Annotated in this window: 19 protein-coding genes and 3 pseudogenes; 7 read left to right on the top strand and 15 right to left on the bottom strand. The window is 59.9% G+C overall.

All coding sequences use genetic code 11. From position 1 onward, the window contains the following. Positions 1-33: 33 nt before the first annotated feature. The gene (locus JJC00_RS07250; protein WP_200471993.1) at positions 34-258 is read left to right on the top strand and encodes a hypothetical protein; all 225 of its coding nucleotides are present in this window, start codon (positions 34-36) and stop codon (positions 256-258) included. A 161-nt stretch (positions 259-419) separates the two neighbouring features. Here the strand turns inward: JJC00_RS07250 and JJC00_RS07245 are convergent, their stop codons facing one another. The 8 genes from JJC00_RS07245 to JJC00_RS07210 all read right to left on the bottom strand — a co-directional run bounded on the left by JJC00_RS07245 (position 420) and on the right by JJC00_RS07210 (position 5,089). Beyond that, positions 420-1,151, bottom strand: a complete 732-nt coding sequence (locus tag JJC00_RS07245) for a lytic transglycosylase domain-containing protein (RefSeq protein WP_200471992.1) — start codon at positions 1,149-1,151, stop codon at positions 420-422. Positions 1,152-1,339: 188 nt separating this feature from the next. Then, positions 1,340-1,825 carry a S26 family signal peptidase gene (locus JJC00_RS07240; protein WP_246774120.1) on the bottom strand — a complete coding sequence of 162 codons (486 nt, stop codon included), beginning with the start codon at positions 1,823-1,825 and terminating at the stop codon, positions 1,340-1,342. Positions 1,826-1,848: 23 nt separating this feature from the next. After that, positions 1,849-2,313 carry a DUF2840 domain-containing protein gene (locus JJC00_RS07235; RefSeq protein WP_200471990.1) on the bottom strand — a complete coding sequence of 155 codons (465 nt, stop codon included), beginning with the start codon at positions 2,311-2,313 and terminating at the stop codon, positions 1,849-1,851. 249 nt (positions 2,314-2,562) lie between these two features. Beyond that, positions 2,563-3,444 (bottom strand): replication initiator protein A, encoded by an 882-nt coding sequence (locus tag JJC00_RS07230; RefSeq protein ID WP_200471989.1) that lies wholly within the window; start codon positions 3,442-3,444, stop codon positions 2,563-2,565. Between the two features lie 22 nt (positions 3,445-3,466). Next, the gene (locus tag JJC00_RS07225) at positions 3,467-3,748 is read right to left on the bottom strand and encodes a helix-turn-helix transcriptional regulator (protein WP_200471988.1); all 282 of its coding nucleotides are present in this window, start codon (positions 3,746-3,748) and stop codon (positions 3,467-3,469) included. A 132-nt stretch (positions 3,749-3,880) separates the two neighbouring features. Continuing rightward, positions 3,881-4,390 (bottom strand): DUF2285 domain-containing protein, encoded by a 510-nt coding sequence (locus JJC00_RS07220; protein ID WP_246774119.1) that lies wholly within the window; start codon positions 4,388-4,390, stop codon positions 3,881-3,883. 67 nt (positions 4,391-4,457) lie between these two features. Beyond that, complete coding sequence (locus JJC00_RS07215) at positions 4,458-4,652, bottom strand: transcriptional regulator domain-containing protein (protein ID WP_200471987.1); 195 nt, start codon at positions 4,650-4,652, stop codon at positions 4,458-4,460. A gap of 164 nt (positions 4,653-4,816) precedes the next feature. Further along, positions 4,817-5,089 carry a DUF2285 domain-containing protein gene (locus JJC00_RS07210; protein WP_200471986.1) on the bottom strand — a complete coding sequence of 91 codons (273 nt, stop codon included), beginning with the start codon at positions 5,087-5,089 and terminating at the stop codon, positions 4,817-4,819. Positions 5,090-5,252: 163 nt separating this feature from the next. Between JJC00_RS07210 and JJC00_RS07205 the strand changes: the two genes are divergently transcribed. Then, positions 5,253-5,504 (top strand): helix-turn-helix domain-containing protein, encoded by a 252-nt coding sequence (locus JJC00_RS07205; protein WP_027545514.1) that lies wholly within the window; start codon positions 5,253-5,255, stop codon positions 5,502-5,504. Between the two features lie 13 nt (positions 5,505-5,517). On the opposite strand, the pseudogene JJC00_RS07200 reads toward JJC00_RS07205, so the two are convergent. After that, positions 5,518-5,869 (bottom strand): annotated as a pseudogene (locus tag JJC00_RS07200) (ParB/RepB/Spo0J family partition protein); the annotation flags it as partial. Positions 5,870-5,977: 108 nt separating this feature from the next. On the opposite strand from JJC00_RS07200, the gene JJC00_RS07195 reads away from it, so the two are divergent. Together JJC00_RS07195 and JJC00_RS07190 are read left to right on the top strand one after the other, a co-directional pair. Beyond that, positions 5,978-6,313, top strand: a complete 336-nt coding sequence (locus JJC00_RS07195; protein ID WP_200471985.1) for a helix-turn-helix domain-containing protein — start codon at positions 5,978-5,980, stop codon at positions 6,311-6,313. Continuing rightward, positions 6,306-7,526 (top strand): annotated as a pseudogene (locus JJC00_RS07190) (type II toxin-antitoxin system HipA family toxin). The gene JJC00_RS07195 and the pseudogene JJC00_RS07190 overlap by 8 nt, the downstream one beginning before the upstream one ends. A 210-nt stretch (positions 7,527-7,736) precedes the next feature. On the opposite strand, the gene JJC00_RS07185 reads toward JJC00_RS07190, so the two are convergent. The 5 genes from JJC00_RS07185 to JJC00_RS07170 form a co-directional block, all read right to left on the bottom strand. Next, the gene (locus JJC00_RS07185; protein ID WP_200471984.1) at positions 7,737-8,753 is read right to left on the bottom strand and encodes a nucleotidyl transferase AbiEii/AbiGii toxin family protein; all 1,017 of its coding nucleotides are present in this window, start codon (positions 8,751-8,753) and stop codon (positions 7,737-7,739) included. Next, entirely contained in the window at positions 8,743-9,336 is a 594-nt protein-coding gene (locus tag JJC00_RS07180; protein ID WP_200471983.1) for a DUF6088 family protein, read from the bottom strand. Before JJC00_RS07180 ends, JJC00_RS07185 begins: the two co-directional genes overlap by 11 nt. Before the next feature lie 218 nt (positions 9,337-9,554). Continuing rightward, positions 9,555-9,887, bottom strand: coding sequence for a DUF2285 domain-containing protein (locus tag JJC00_RS37860; protein ID WP_246774118.1), 333 nt, complete (start codon positions 9,885-9,887; stop codon positions 9,555-9,557). A 247-nt stretch (positions 9,888-10,134) separates the two neighbouring features. Then, positions 10,135-10,329, bottom strand: coding sequence for a transcriptional regulator domain-containing protein (locus JJC00_RS37855; RefSeq protein ID WP_246774117.1), 195 nt, complete (start codon positions 10,327-10,329; stop codon positions 10,135-10,137). A gap of 166 nt (positions 10,330-10,495) precedes the next feature. After that, on the bottom strand, positions 10,496-10,768 hold the full coding sequence (locus JJC00_RS07170) for a DUF2285 domain-containing protein (protein ID WP_200471982.1): 273 nt from the start codon (positions 10,766-10,768) through the stop codon (positions 10,496-10,498). A gap of 146 nt (positions 10,769-10,914) precedes the next feature. On the opposite strand from JJC00_RS07170, the gene JJC00_RS07165 reads away from it, so the two are divergent. Next, positions 10,915-11,166 carry a helix-turn-helix domain-containing protein gene (locus JJC00_RS07165; protein ID WP_200471981.1) on the top strand — a complete coding sequence of 84 codons (252 nt, stop codon included), beginning with the start codon at positions 10,915-10,917 and terminating at the stop codon, positions 11,164-11,166. 110 nt (positions 11,167-11,276) lie between these two features. Here the strand turns inward: JJC00_RS07165 and JJC00_RS07160 are convergent. Further along, positions 11,277-11,464: pseudogene (locus tag JJC00_RS07160) on the bottom strand (DUF736 domain-containing protein); the annotation flags it as partial. Positions 11,465-11,912: 448 nt separating this feature from the next. Here JJC00_RS07160 and parS point away from each other — a divergent pair. After that, positions 11,913-12,344: a type II RES/Xre toxin-antitoxin system antitoxin gene (gene parS, locus JJC00_RS07155; protein ID WP_027535764.1), complete on the top strand. Its 432-nt coding sequence runs from the start codon at positions 11,913-11,915 to the stop codon at positions 12,342-12,344. After that, positions 12,326-12,805, top strand: a complete 480-nt coding sequence (locus JJC00_RS07150) for an RES family NAD+ phosphorylase (RefSeq protein ID WP_246774116.1) — start codon at positions 12,326-12,328, stop codon at positions 12,803-12,805. The genes parS and JJC00_RS07150 overlap by 19 nt, the downstream gene beginning before the upstream one ends. Positions 12,806-12,908: the final 103 nt, after the last annotated feature.

Below are 12,908 nucleotides of genomic sequence, written 5' to 3'. Positions count from 1 at the left end.
GAACCATAATTGCAATGTGATGGGGTTAAAGAGTTGACGCGGTCTTCTCGTAATGAGGCGGATGCCAAGCTGCTCTCCGAAGCCATTGCGGCGCTTCGTGAGTTGATCTCACGCGCGCAAGAGGCCAGCGACGAGTCGTACGATGACGGCGAACAGGTTGATACTTGGAAGAGCGAGGAATTCCGTGCCGCGATAGAGCGCGCCGAAGCGGTGATCGCGAAGGCGGAAGCTGCCATGTCAGAGCCCCGCACAAAGTAGGAGCCCGCCGAGTCGACGCCTTGCCGGCCGAGGCCGCTAGGCTCGTCAAGACATGACGTCATGTGCAGCCTCCGGACGCATACGTGGTGCCTTCCCACTGCCCTCGCCCCGCCGTCCATTCTTCTCCAGGGTATGCAATATATGCGAGCTAACGCGTTCGCTCATCGCCGACCTTCCGCATCAGATCTCGTGACGAACAGGCCCGTCGCGGTGGGCGCAATGGCCGAAATGGCGCGGCCGGATATTGCGATCGGAGCGCGATCTGACACACGGCGGGGCGGCGGCGAGGCGAACTTTTTTGAAGTTTCGGAGAGCACTGCAAAGAGCGCTCCCGCCGATGGCCGCAACTTGACGACTGTCTTGGAAACCGACATGTCGCCGCCGATCATTGGCGCAAGCTTGTCCAAGTATGCGAGAGTTTCAATCGGCAATGGTCGGCCAACGAGATGCTCTTCGTAGCGAGCAGGTCCGGCATTGTAGGCCGCCAGGAAACCCGGCGAACCGTAACGGTCGTGCAGCTCGCGCAGATAACCCGAACCAGCAAGAATGTTGTCGTGAGGATTGTACGGATCATTGCCAAGACCGTATCGCAGACGCAGTTCGGCCCACGTCTTCGGCATGATCTGCATCAGCCCCATGGCGCCTTTCGGGGACTTGGCGCGCGCATTTCCAGCGCTTTCGAGCTCCAAGACTGCGCGTATCCAGTACACCGGTACGCCGAAACGACGCGAGGCCTCGTCGATGAAGTCCGCAAACGGGTCGTGAGTACGAAATCTCGCCGTGTGCTCTGCGGATGGTGTCGCGCCGAAGGCAGCGGCGTCACCCATCGTCAGCGCCAAGAACGACACGACAACAGCGCAAACGCCCGTCCCGACTGAACGCCAGCATGCCATCGTGTTCGTGCTCCTCCGGGGTAAGGTCGCGTGGTGCCGGCTTATCGGCCGCCTGCGAACAAATTCCGGGGCAGTGTCTGGACTGGGCCTGCGCGCGACAGCTCCGCGATCGTTGGCCGGGACGGAGGAACGGTGGAGCATTCGGTCGAACAGCGGAATAGCAGATCGGAATCCCAACACGCGCACGCTCAGTCCTCCCAGGTCCACACGGGGAGCGCACGCCCAAGGACGGCGGATGCCGGCAGAAAGCCGAAGTATCTTCCGTCCAGCGAGCCGGCGGATTGCCGGTTCATGACAAAGAGTTCGCCCTCGCCGACGACGCGGCAACCCTGCCATTTCGGGAGGGGACGGCCGCGGCCATCGCGATCTCTTGCCTCGCCCATTTCGATCGCGTCGACGGTCACTGCGAGCCCGGTTCTACAGACGGTCTGCCCCGGAAGCGCCAGCACGCGCTTGAGCATCGGGATCCCGGCCGGCAGATAGCCGCTCACGTCGAGGAAGGTTGCAAGCGGCTCCGGCGGCTGAACGGCGAGCAGCTCGGTCACGAACAGCTTTTCCGCAGGCTGCAAACGATACAGGCCGATCGGCACGCTCTCAGATGCATTCCAGACGTAGAGTGGTGTCAGGTCGAGAACCGTCGGTGCGAGAAGGGCACCAGCGCCGGCGAACATCATTGCCAAGATTTTCCACGCACTTGTCATCGCATGGTCCTTTGCCGCTGAAGCCATGCCTGGTGTCTCGCTTTCGTGTAGAGGCGGGGCTTTTCATTGACCGACATGCGGTTATGAACGTGATGCCAGTAATCGGGCGCAGCGTCCGCGGGATCGATGTCAAGCGCCTCGACAGCGTCGATCAACTGAAGCACCCGTTCGACCTTGGGCCAGCCGGATAGGCGCAGGAGAATGTCCCCGCCGGGCTTCACATAGGTCACCGTGGAGCATCGTTGTCCCGGTGCCACCGCGCGCAGAATATCGATCCGTGAGATTGCCGTTCCGAAGTCGTTTGATGTCCAGCGTACGAACGCGAAGATGCTGCCGGGCGCAAAGGACAGCACGCGTCGGCGGCGATCGAGGATTCTTTCCTCGACGGAGTGGCCGAACCGGATGCGGTTCTCAATGCGCTTCTCGAGCCAAAGGAGTTCGACTTCGGTGAAATTGTTCATGGTGCACTCCGAGTACAGAAAGGTTCTGGTTGCCTGGCGGGAGCGGAATTGCGACAGCGCGTCCTCGCCCTTGCCCTCACTGTGGCGAGGCAGAACAGGCGGACCGTGGTGGTTATCCTCATCAGGCCCGAAGGCGCGGTCCGTTAGAAGAAATCCGAAGGATTTCTGGTTAGAAGAGTTACGGCGGCTGGAAAGCGCTAAAGGACAAGGACTTGGATCCGATTCCAGTCCCCGATAGCACGAGCTGATTCACAGGTTGCCTCCCGATTTCGGAAGGAGATCGCGGCTGCGAAGTCTCTCGGTGAATGGATTGACGGGCGCGGGCGCGAACCTCAACCGCTCGGCGCCGTCCAGATCTCGCGTGAGCACGAGTTGGTAGCCAGGCAATGCCTGGCGCTGGACAATCTGGCGCACGTCGTATGCAAAATGCTTGAGAGGCGAGAGACTGCCGGACTTGGCATGGAGATGCACAAGATCGAAACTCCAGCCGCCCTGCTGCCGGCCGCCATGCTTGCGCACGAGCCGGTAAAGCCAGCGCTCAAGTCCGCCCGTCAGATCGAAATAGGCGCGATCAATCGTGAGCACGAGCGCGTCATCGATCACGCCGGAATAGAACCAATCGGGCAAGATCAGTTCGAGCCCGGACGGGCGTCCGTTTGCGTCGGCCGTCTCCTTCCATTCGTTGATCCAGGAGAAACGATGCCGCCGTCGTTCCGCAATCTGCCGGATCGACGTCAATACGGTCGTTGATTGCAACCTGTCGAGGCCAGCCTTCAACCGGTCATAGTCACGTGCGCTGGTGCCGCGGCCGACGAACGTCAGAATCTCGTAAGGCGTTGCAGCCATCAGGCGCGACGTCTTCAAGCCGGCGTCACGGGCTTCGACGATCTGGGAAGCGGCCCAGATCAAAACGTCCGCATCCCAAATGGTTGCCATGCCGTGTTCCGGCACCGCTTCGACCCGAATTGCGATCGCACCGGCACGAAAATCGATCGGCACAATGCGCTTTGCTTTCGCGAGCGAGAAGAATGGATAAGCCATCAGATCCTGCGCGTCGCGGGGCGCGAGTTCGCCAGGCAGCGCACGAAACATTTCCAGTTGATCGCGTTCGGACGGGTGCTTGCGCCGCATCGCCGGTGCTCTTTCCCAAAGATCAACGGCGTTCCTGGCCCGCATACGGGCGCAGGGTCGGATGTTTTTTGGCAGGCAGCACGGTCCCCTTGCCGGGATCGGACGTCGATTTCTTTTTGCCAAGTTTGGCCCACGCCATCAGGTCCGCAACCGAATAGACCACGCGGCCGCCGATCTTGTGATATTCGGGACCGGTGCCATACGTGCGGTGTTTTTCCAGCGTGCGGCCAGACAAACTCAAAAAGCGTGCGGCTTCGGATGTACGGAGGTATCGAGGCGGCGGATCGGCGTTCGGATCGGACATTTGAGAAGCTCCGTGACCATCTGGAGCGCCGGTGCGAACAGCGGCGCGTCGACGGCCACGATCGCGGAGAAGGCCCGCGAATGGGGATGCCGATGATTGGGGGGTATGTTTTCGATACCCCCGGCTGGAGCGCTATTTGTCCTTGCGCTTGGCACGGAGCAATTCGCGATAGCCTCCGCGAACGAATGCGAAGCCGCTTTGGACGAGACGGATGGTTCGGCTGCGCAAATCGTGCGTTTTCCAGACACGATCGGGGATGCGCTTTTCGCCGAACAGAGCCTCTGCGATGCTGCGATAGGTCGCGCCGGCGAAATACGCGGCGAGTGCGCGAAGGGCTGCGCATAATCTTTCGCGCCGCTGTTTCGACAGGCGTTGGAAGGCAGGTCCTTGCGCGCGCCCATTCATCGCGCGCCATAGCCGCGTGGCAGCGTGCGCCCGCGCCTCGAAACTGCTGTCGAGCGGTAACTCGGCTGCATAGTGAGCGCCTGGGGTCAGCGGCTGTTTCGACCAGATGCGATGCTCAACCGAGCCGATACACAGCACCGCATGCCAACCATCGGCGGCGCGGCATACCTGTCCGGCAGCAAAGTCGAACAGCGGCTGAGATGCCGCTTCGTGAGAAACAGGCGGCGCGGTTGTCACGGGGACAACGGACGCTAGAACCTCAGGTGTCCAAAAGATGACCTGTTCTTTGGAGGACTTTTGCGGATCATGGGCGAAAGCAGATACCCCACCTCCTCCTGAATTCCTCGGTCACTTCGCCATCTGGGCTATTCGCAATCATCGCTTCGTAGTCGCGTTGATAGTCCACGTTCATACGAAGGCCTTCCCAGGCGATGTGAGTGATCTCAGCATTCTCCAGGCTCTTGAACGAATCTGGCGATCGCCAGTCGAATTCAGGCATTGCTTCCGTCCCATTGCACGCAGCCAACAAGGATTGCGGCGCAATAGTTATGAACGAAGCGGTTGTAGGAAGCCTCTAGTTTGGCACCACGTGGTGCATGAGAATGACCGCCGGTTAGCGGGAGAAAATTGTTTTGGCCACAAAAGTTAGCTGGCGATTTTCTTCTATTTTGAGCCGGTGCCGCGTAAGAGGCGCCCCTGCTCGGTCACCCATTTGGCGCGCGCAAGATGACTCTGATATGCAGTCCGCGCACGGTCCGGTTCTCGCTCCGGGTCGATGTGCAAAACGATTCGAGCAACCTCCCGCCAGTCCGCTCCCTGACCCTCCGCCTGCAAAAGGCGAATGTATGTGACAACATGCTGTTCGTCATAGGCGGTCAGCGCCAGCTCGTTCGGCGCGACATCCACGACGTCAGGATCTAGCTGCGGTTTTGTCATGACCACCCCAACAAACAGCGAATGATTCTAATCTCCCTAGAAGGCCGAGATCGTGCCGACGTCTCATTTTAGCCCCATTGGGACCTAACCGACCAGCGAGCCGCTCGAAAAAACATACTATAGGAGATAAACCTCATAGTATGTAAAGACGCAACTTGCGCCGATGGACATGCGCAAGCTGGTCGGCCGGAATTTCGCAAGACTGCGGAAGCAAAAGCGCTTCACGCAGGAGAAATTCGCCGAAATGTCCGGCTTCACTCAGCAATATATCAGTGACCTGGAGCGCGGCCGTCGTAACCCAACTGTCGTAACTCTTTTTGAGCTCGCCAGCACGTTAGGTGTCAGTCACGTTGAATTGGTAGTTCCTGACGAAGACGCGCGAAGCGACCGATCAAAGCCGGCTAAACGGAAATGATCGGGTCGGCAGAGCCCAAGCGGGCGGCGATTTCTTCCACACCAAAACCGCGCTCTTCCGCCAGCTTCTTGAAGGCCACGAACTGATCAGCGGGATGCACATTTTCCCGCGTGACGTTCTCGTCTAGGCTGATTTCGTGCGGATCGTTCGCCGTGTCGATGATGCAGCGGGTCAGTCTTGTTGATCTCCTTCCGCTTCGCTCTCAGAAGCCGGGCAAGCCGTCTGCAAACCCTGTAGCCGCCCTTCTCTGTCCAACCCCGGTTCGACCGGCAGATTCTGCAAGATACCTTGGCGACGACGCTCGCCGCATAAGTTTCGATCGCCGCCTCACTGTGCGGGGTCTTGCGCGCATTCTTCGGGGACTCGGGCGAACGCTTAGCCGTCTCTAATACAGGGTACCGCCCTGCTGGGGGCTAGGAGTTTTGTAATCTTCGTGCTACATATTCGCCGAATGTGTAGTATGAAGGTTACAAATGCCTACCCCCCACAATCCCCCGGCCGCCGTTCGACGGGCCCTGCGCAAGCTCGGCGCGGACATCCACGATGCCCGGCGGCGCCGGCGGCTGCCGATGTCTGTCGTCGCCGAGCGCGCCTTCACGTCCCGCTCGACGCTGCAGAGAGTTGAAGCCGGCGACACCAGTGTCAGCATCGGGATCTATGCCGGCGTTCTCCAGGCGCTCGGCCTGCTCGACGGTCTGATCAAGGTCGCCGACATCAGCAACGACAGCGTAGGCCAGGCGCTCGCCAGCGCCGAGCTGCCGAAGCATATCCACCTCAAACGCAGGACCGGAGCCTCACGCGATGGCTGACTTCGAGGTGCATATCGATCTCGGCGGCCGCACGCGCCGCATCGGACTGGCGAGGAGCAACCGTGTTCGAGGCTCGGAGACCATCCTCTTCGAGTACGATGGCGCGTGGCTTGATGATTCGGACCGGTTCTCCCTGGAACCCGCCCTCGCCCTGACGCGCGGCGCCTTTGCTCCTCCTGCCGGCCTGGCGACTTTTGGCTCGAGGTCGCCGCCTCATGCAGCGCGCCGAACGCCGCCTCGCCGACCGTGAAGGCCGCGCCGTTCGCACGCTGCAGAAAGCGACTATTTGCTCGGCGTTGCCGACGAAACGCGACTTGGCGCACTTCGCTTCCGCTGAGTCGGCGACGAAACTTTCCAGGCGCCGACCCGCGCCGGTGTGCCGGCCCTCATCGAACTCGGGCAGCTGCTGTAGATCACCGAGCGCATTCTCCGCGACGAGGAAACGGACGAAGATCTCCAGCTCATCTTCGCGCCGGGCTCCTCCCTCGGTGGCGGGCGGCCGAAGGCCTCGCTGATCGACCAACACGGCAATCTCTCGATCGCCAAGTTTCCAAAGGAAACCGACGACTACAGCATGGAGACCTGGGAGGGGATTGCGCTGCGGCTCGCCAGCAAGGCCGGCATCGCCACCCCGCAACACGAACTGATCGAGGTGGCCGGCAAGGCCGTCATGCTGTCGCGCCGCTTCGATCGCAATGACGCCGTCCGCGTCCCGTTTCTGTCCGCCATGGCGATGATGGGCGCCAAAGACGGCGAGCGCGGCAGCTACCCGGAGATTGTCGACGCTCTCGCGCAACATGGTGCGCAAGGAAAGACGGATGCCCATGCCCTCTACAGGCGTGTCGTCTTCAATGTGCTGATCTCCAATGTCGATGATCATCTACGCAACCACGGTTTCCTGTGGTTGGGAAAGGCGGGATGGTCGCTCTCTCCGGCTTACGATCTCAATCCCGTGCCTACCGATGTGAAGGCGCGGGTGCTGACGACGAACATCGACCTCGACGAAGGCACCTGCTCGCTCGACCTACTTGAGGCCGCGTCGGAGTATTTTGGTCTTACGCTGCAGCAGGCCCGCCCGATCATTAAGGAAGTCGCGACAGCGACCGCGACCTGGCGCGACACGGCCAAAGCTGTCGGCGCCCGCGCGGCCGAGATCAATCGCATGGCCAGCGCTTTCGAGCACGACGATCTCAAGCGAGCGCTAGCGCTTTGACACGGACATTTCTTCATAGCTTCGATCCTGCAGCGGCGAGCCCCATCGCCGGCCCGACCGTCGACCTTGAAGTCTCCGATATCGAGGATGCCGGCATTCGGGAGGTGCTGCAGACACCCGGCGCCGCCTATGGCGCCTGGTCCATTCTCGACACGCTGCTGGCGCCTAGCTGTCGATTTGAGCGCGCTCCCCGGCGGGATCGCGAACGTATCAGGTGGACTTGTTCGCTCTATTCTCGAGGTCCAAGCACCGTGTCATCAACTTATCGAATGTTTCGGGCTCATCGAGCATAAGCCCGTCGTCAGTCATGCGTTTGTAGTCTTGCTCCAAGACCGTTCGCGATTGTCCCTCGGGGACCAGCTTCAAGGATCCATTGACGGCTTTATGATAATCGATGACCGCTCCCGTGGGATCCTTTTCTAAAAAGAACCAAGTCTTGTGTTCTGCGACGATTTCGGCAAGCTTTCTGTCTTTCAACGCCACCTCGGCAATCCCTGCATCGTCTAGTCTTACAAGGTCATACCAATGGCGGGCAAAGCGCTCGCCTTTCAGTTTGCCTTGGACGCAAAAGACGTGGATCGCCGTGGCCTTTTCCCAGAAAGTGCGCTCCGCTTTCATGGTTTTGGGCTTGGCCGTGGGAAATTCGAGGGTGTCGAGATATTCGGCGGCGTCGCAAACCACATCGTGGAGCTCGCTCGGCTCGCCCGTCGACCGCGCTCCGAATTCGAGCATAACGGCGGGACTCACATAGCCACTGCCGGTCTCCAATGGAGCGTACCTTACGAAAATCTTGTCATCCTGGGCCTCAGCGGTTGCACTGAGCTTGTCTTCTTCCAGTCGCTGCTTGATGACCGATAAGGCCTTCTCCTTCACCCAGACCGGGAGGCGCTCTCGTGCCTGCGTGCTCCACTTCTTGCTCTGACTACGGGTTTGAGGGACCGGATTATCGTCCCTTGTGTTCACGAGATCCGGAGCTATCGTCCGAATATCGTAGGTGAGGTCGACATCTTCCGAGAAGCGACGGATCGCACCATATGCCTTCGATAGCGATGTTCCGCCTTTGAAGACGAGATGTTCGCCTAAAGGCGAGGAGAAGAGCGCGTTCAGGCACCAGACGACCCAGACATCCTTTTCGAGAAGATGTGCCGGGCGACCTGAGTTGGACGCAGCAACGCCGAGCGCCTCTTGGCGCTCGGCGTCAGAGAGGGTTAGAAATCTATCCGACACGGAGTTCGCTTACCGGCTTGGCAAGCCAAGTCGGAAAGGAAGAAGCAGCGGACTTCAACTCGTTCACTTCGGTCGGGGTCAATTTCTGACTGACGGACCTCAATGCTCGTTCTGCTGTCTCTGGGCCCATCCAGGCAAGCGCACGCACAACCTCACCTGCACGTCGGTTCGCCAGGGTAAGCTGCCAACTCGGTGCATGCTTGAACTCCACGACTTGCTTGCCAAGACGGAGTCTGCGGGAAGGACCAGAGGTCAGATAAACCTGACGGACAGGTACTTGCCTCGTCAAACCAAGATGATTAGCCGCCGCCGCGCCGCTGGAAACGATCGTTTCGCCGCTGCGAACCTTGGTTTCCTCGATGACTTTTTCAACTGATGGAGCTCTAACTCCGAAACGGCTTTCAACCGGGCGCAAATATATCCCTCGTCTCGCGCGCAGAAGTCTTCCTCGCTCGGCAAGACGCGAAAGGGCCTGATCGACGGCAGCACGCTTTCCAAGATGCAAAAGTGCCTTGGCAGCGATCGGTGCGCCTTCGGGCAATGCTTTGGTTGCTTCCAGAATCCTGATGCTCAGGGGGGCCATGGTTTACTCCACTGTCAGAAACATAGGCTGACTTCTGACAAACTACAAGCGTTAGATTTATACATAATTCTGCAGTATATTCAGTTGCTTAGGTCAATTGGCGCTCAAAAGCCCCCAAAGGGCCCGGCCCGTCATGCCAACGCGCGGCCAGATCTCTAAGGCTCCTGTAGTTGCGTCTTCCGCGATTTTGTCGTTCGCCTCAGCGAAGATCGAGACGGCTATTTGTCCTTGCGCTTGGGGCGCAGCAATTCGCGATAGCCGCCTCGCATTAATGCGACGCCGCTCTGCACGAGGCGAATTGTACGATTGCGCAGATCGTGCGTTTTCCAGGCGCGATCGGGGATGCGCTTCTTGCCGAATAGAGCTTCGGCAATGATCCGATACGTGCCGCCGGCGTCATGGGCGTCGAGCGCCTGAATGGCGGCGCACAGCCGTTCGCATCTCAGTTTTGACAAACCGTGAGAGGCGGGACCGACAGCGCGTTCATTCATCGCGCGCCACAGCCGCTGCGCTGCAAGGGCGCGCGCGTCGAAATCGCGGTCGAATGCCAATTGAACTGCGTAATTGGCGCCGGCGGCTGGCAGATCCTTCAGCCAGACTCGATGCTCTACGACGCCTATCCGTAGCACAGCGTGCCAGCCATCGGAGGCACGCCGCGCCCGGCCAGCCGCAAGATCGAGCAGTAGCTGAGGAGAGCTGTCCCCACTGACCGTCGACGCGATCACCGCGATTGGAACGACCGTCGGCAGAACCTCAGGCGCCCAAATGACGACTTGTTCCTCGAAGGATATCTGCGGGTCATGGGCGAAAGCAGATGCCCCACCTCCTCCTGAACTCCGGGGATACTTCGCCGTCCGGGCTGTTCCTCACAGTCTCTTCGTAGTCGCGTTGGTAGTCTTTGTTTCGGCGAAGAAATTCCCAGGCGATGTCGGTTATTTCAGCGTCCTGTAGGCTCTTGTACGAATCCGGCGACCGCCAGTCGAATGTCGGCATTGCTTACGCCCTTTGTCCAGTCGGATAACAAGGATTGCGCCGCAATAATTCTGATCGATTGGGTTGTAGGAAGTCCTTACTTTGGCACCACGCAGTGCTCTAAAGTGACCACCAACGAGCAGAAGAAGATCGTATTCTTGACAAACGCTTCACCGGTGAGATTTTCCTAATTTGACCTGGCACCGCGCAAGAAACGTCCCTGTTCAGTAGCCCACTTAGCGCGCTTAAGATGAGACAGGTATGCATTTCGCGCACGATCAGGCTCGCGCTCCGGATCGATATGCAACACTATTCGTGCGACTTCCCGCCAGTCGGCCCCTTCGCTGTCGGCTTGCAAAAGGCGCGTGTACGTCACGATGTGCTGCTCGTCATAAACCGTCAGAGCTTGATCGGTAGGGGCAGCGTCGGCGACGTCGGGATCGAGCGGCGGCTTCCTCATGAAACTCCACGCCTCAGATTTGACAAATTCTAACATGCCGGCCGGAAGGAGCAGAAGCGTAAAAATTTGGTCGTAGGCTTCCGCGCGAACGTTTTGTCGAGAATACTCCGTGGTGAAATACTCTTCAAGGACGTGCCGTCTCGCGTATGGATATACGCGGGGTACTGGCAATCAATTTGCGAAAGCTACGACAAGCTCGCGGCTTGTCGCAGGAGGAATTGGCACATCGAGCAGAAATTGACCGCACCTATATCAGTGCACTCGAACGGAGCGTCTATGCGGCGGGCATCGACGTTGTCGACCGGCTGGCGCGCAGTTTGGGAGTCGAAGCAGCAGACCTGTTGACACGGCCGCCAGGCGCAGGCGCCAAGAAAAAGACGCGCGGACAGACTGAATAGCCGATGAGCGGCCGAGCGGCTGGAATCTGTGTTGACACGGTCCGTGCTGCCAGACGGGCGCTAGATTGAGAAGCCCCGCCCGGCGGACCGGGCGGGGCTTTTTGGCGACCTCAGTCGCCGTTCTTGCGCGGCCGCGACCAGACAGGCTGAAGCCGTCGCCGTCCTCGTCGTTGAACAGGTTCGCGTAGATCGGTGCGTTGAACGAGGGGTTGTCGTGCTTGAGCGAGAGATAGTCGCGGCCCTCCTCGGAGCGCTTCGACCAGGCGGCCCCGATCTCGGCCCGGCCGACGAAGACGCGGTACGCAGCGGAGGACGCCAGCGGGGCGACTTTCTTGCCTCGCGAGGAATGGGCGTAGACCAGGGGAGGAAAGTTGAACCGCTGGCGTTGCGTTCAGGCGATCGAGGCGCAGCCGCTCTTCGGCCAGATCGAGCCATCAAGAGGCCAGGTGGTCCGTGCGCTGAACAGCATCCCCGGAAGAAGTTGTGGTGCCTCTCGGTTGGGCTGCGCAAGATGTCGCTGCGGTCAGCGTGTAGAAAACAACAATGGCGAAGGAAGTGGTGGATTCGATTGCCCGGAACAATCCGCAATGCAATGCCCTGCCTGCCTAAGCTCGTGCCGGGAAGGCCGGGGCCGCCTGGTCGTCCCACTCCGGCTCCTTGCAGGCGGGCCTTTGCGGAGTTCTTGCAAATTCGGCAATATGCCGCTATCTATACGGCACATTGCCGCCATGTTCACGGAGGCCCTTGTGTCCATTGTCGAAATCGTAGCAAGGAAGCTGGGTGGGCGCTCGGTCCTCGGAGCGGTTATACGCTCGCAGGCAGACCTCGCCCTGGCGGTACGAAAGCGGCTTCCCCTGACCGCGCTGCATGGGCTGGCGAAGGCGGGACTTAGTGATCAGGAAATCGAATTGTTCGTCATTCCGCAACGAACGCGCCGGCATCGCGCGGAGAAAAAGCAACCGCTCACCGTGGAAGAATCCGACCGGGCAGTGCGATTGCTGCGGGTGCAGACACTTGCCGAGGAGACCTTCGGCGACGCCGACAAGGCCAATTTATGGCTCCGGCGTTCGTTAGCAGAACTTCATGGCGAGACGCCGTTGGCGGTAGCACAAACCGAAACTGGCGCCCGCGTCGTCGAGACGATACTCGGCAAGATCGCGTGGGGCGCCGCCGCCTGATGCTGCTTTGGCGTTTGTCGGGCATGCAGCATGCCAAGACGTTCGATGGTGGCTACGGCCTGCTTTTTGACGGACGCTGGAATACGGTCGGACGGCCTGTCACCTACTGCAGCACGTCGCCTGCGCTGTGCGTGTTGGAAAAACTGGTCCATATCGAGGACCCAGCTCTCATGCCCGCGCTTGTGATGGTGCGCTACGATGGGGCAGATGACCTTGCCGTCGAGACGCTGGGCTTAAGCGATCTGCCCGCCGATTGGCGGCGCCAGGAAGTTTGGACGCAGCAACGAGGTGATCAATGGCACGCCTCGCTCGCGACACCCCTCCTCCGCGTTCCCTCTGCCATCGTCCCTGTAGATCAGTCCCCCGACGTCAACATCCTGATCAACCACACTCACAAGGACGCGGCGCGGATCTCCGTGATCTCTGTAGAGCCATTCGTTCTTGACCCACGTCTGTTCTGACTCAGAGACGACCACAGATCGGTAGTCTTCCGCGACGAGAGGCGTCGGAGGAATCGAACCGGCACGGTGCTTTCCCGCAAGATGGAAGGATGCCGACGATCCA

Origin of the sequence: Bradyrhizobium diazoefficiens (genome assembly GCF_016616885.1) — a bacterium.
GTDB classification, from domain to species: Bacteria; Pseudomonadota; Alphaproteobacteria; order Rhizobiales; family Xanthobacteraceae; genus Bradyrhizobium; species Bradyrhizobium diazoefficiens_F.
Note: the sequence above shows the minus strand (reverse complement) of the source record. Positions and strands in the feature narration are given on the sequence as shown.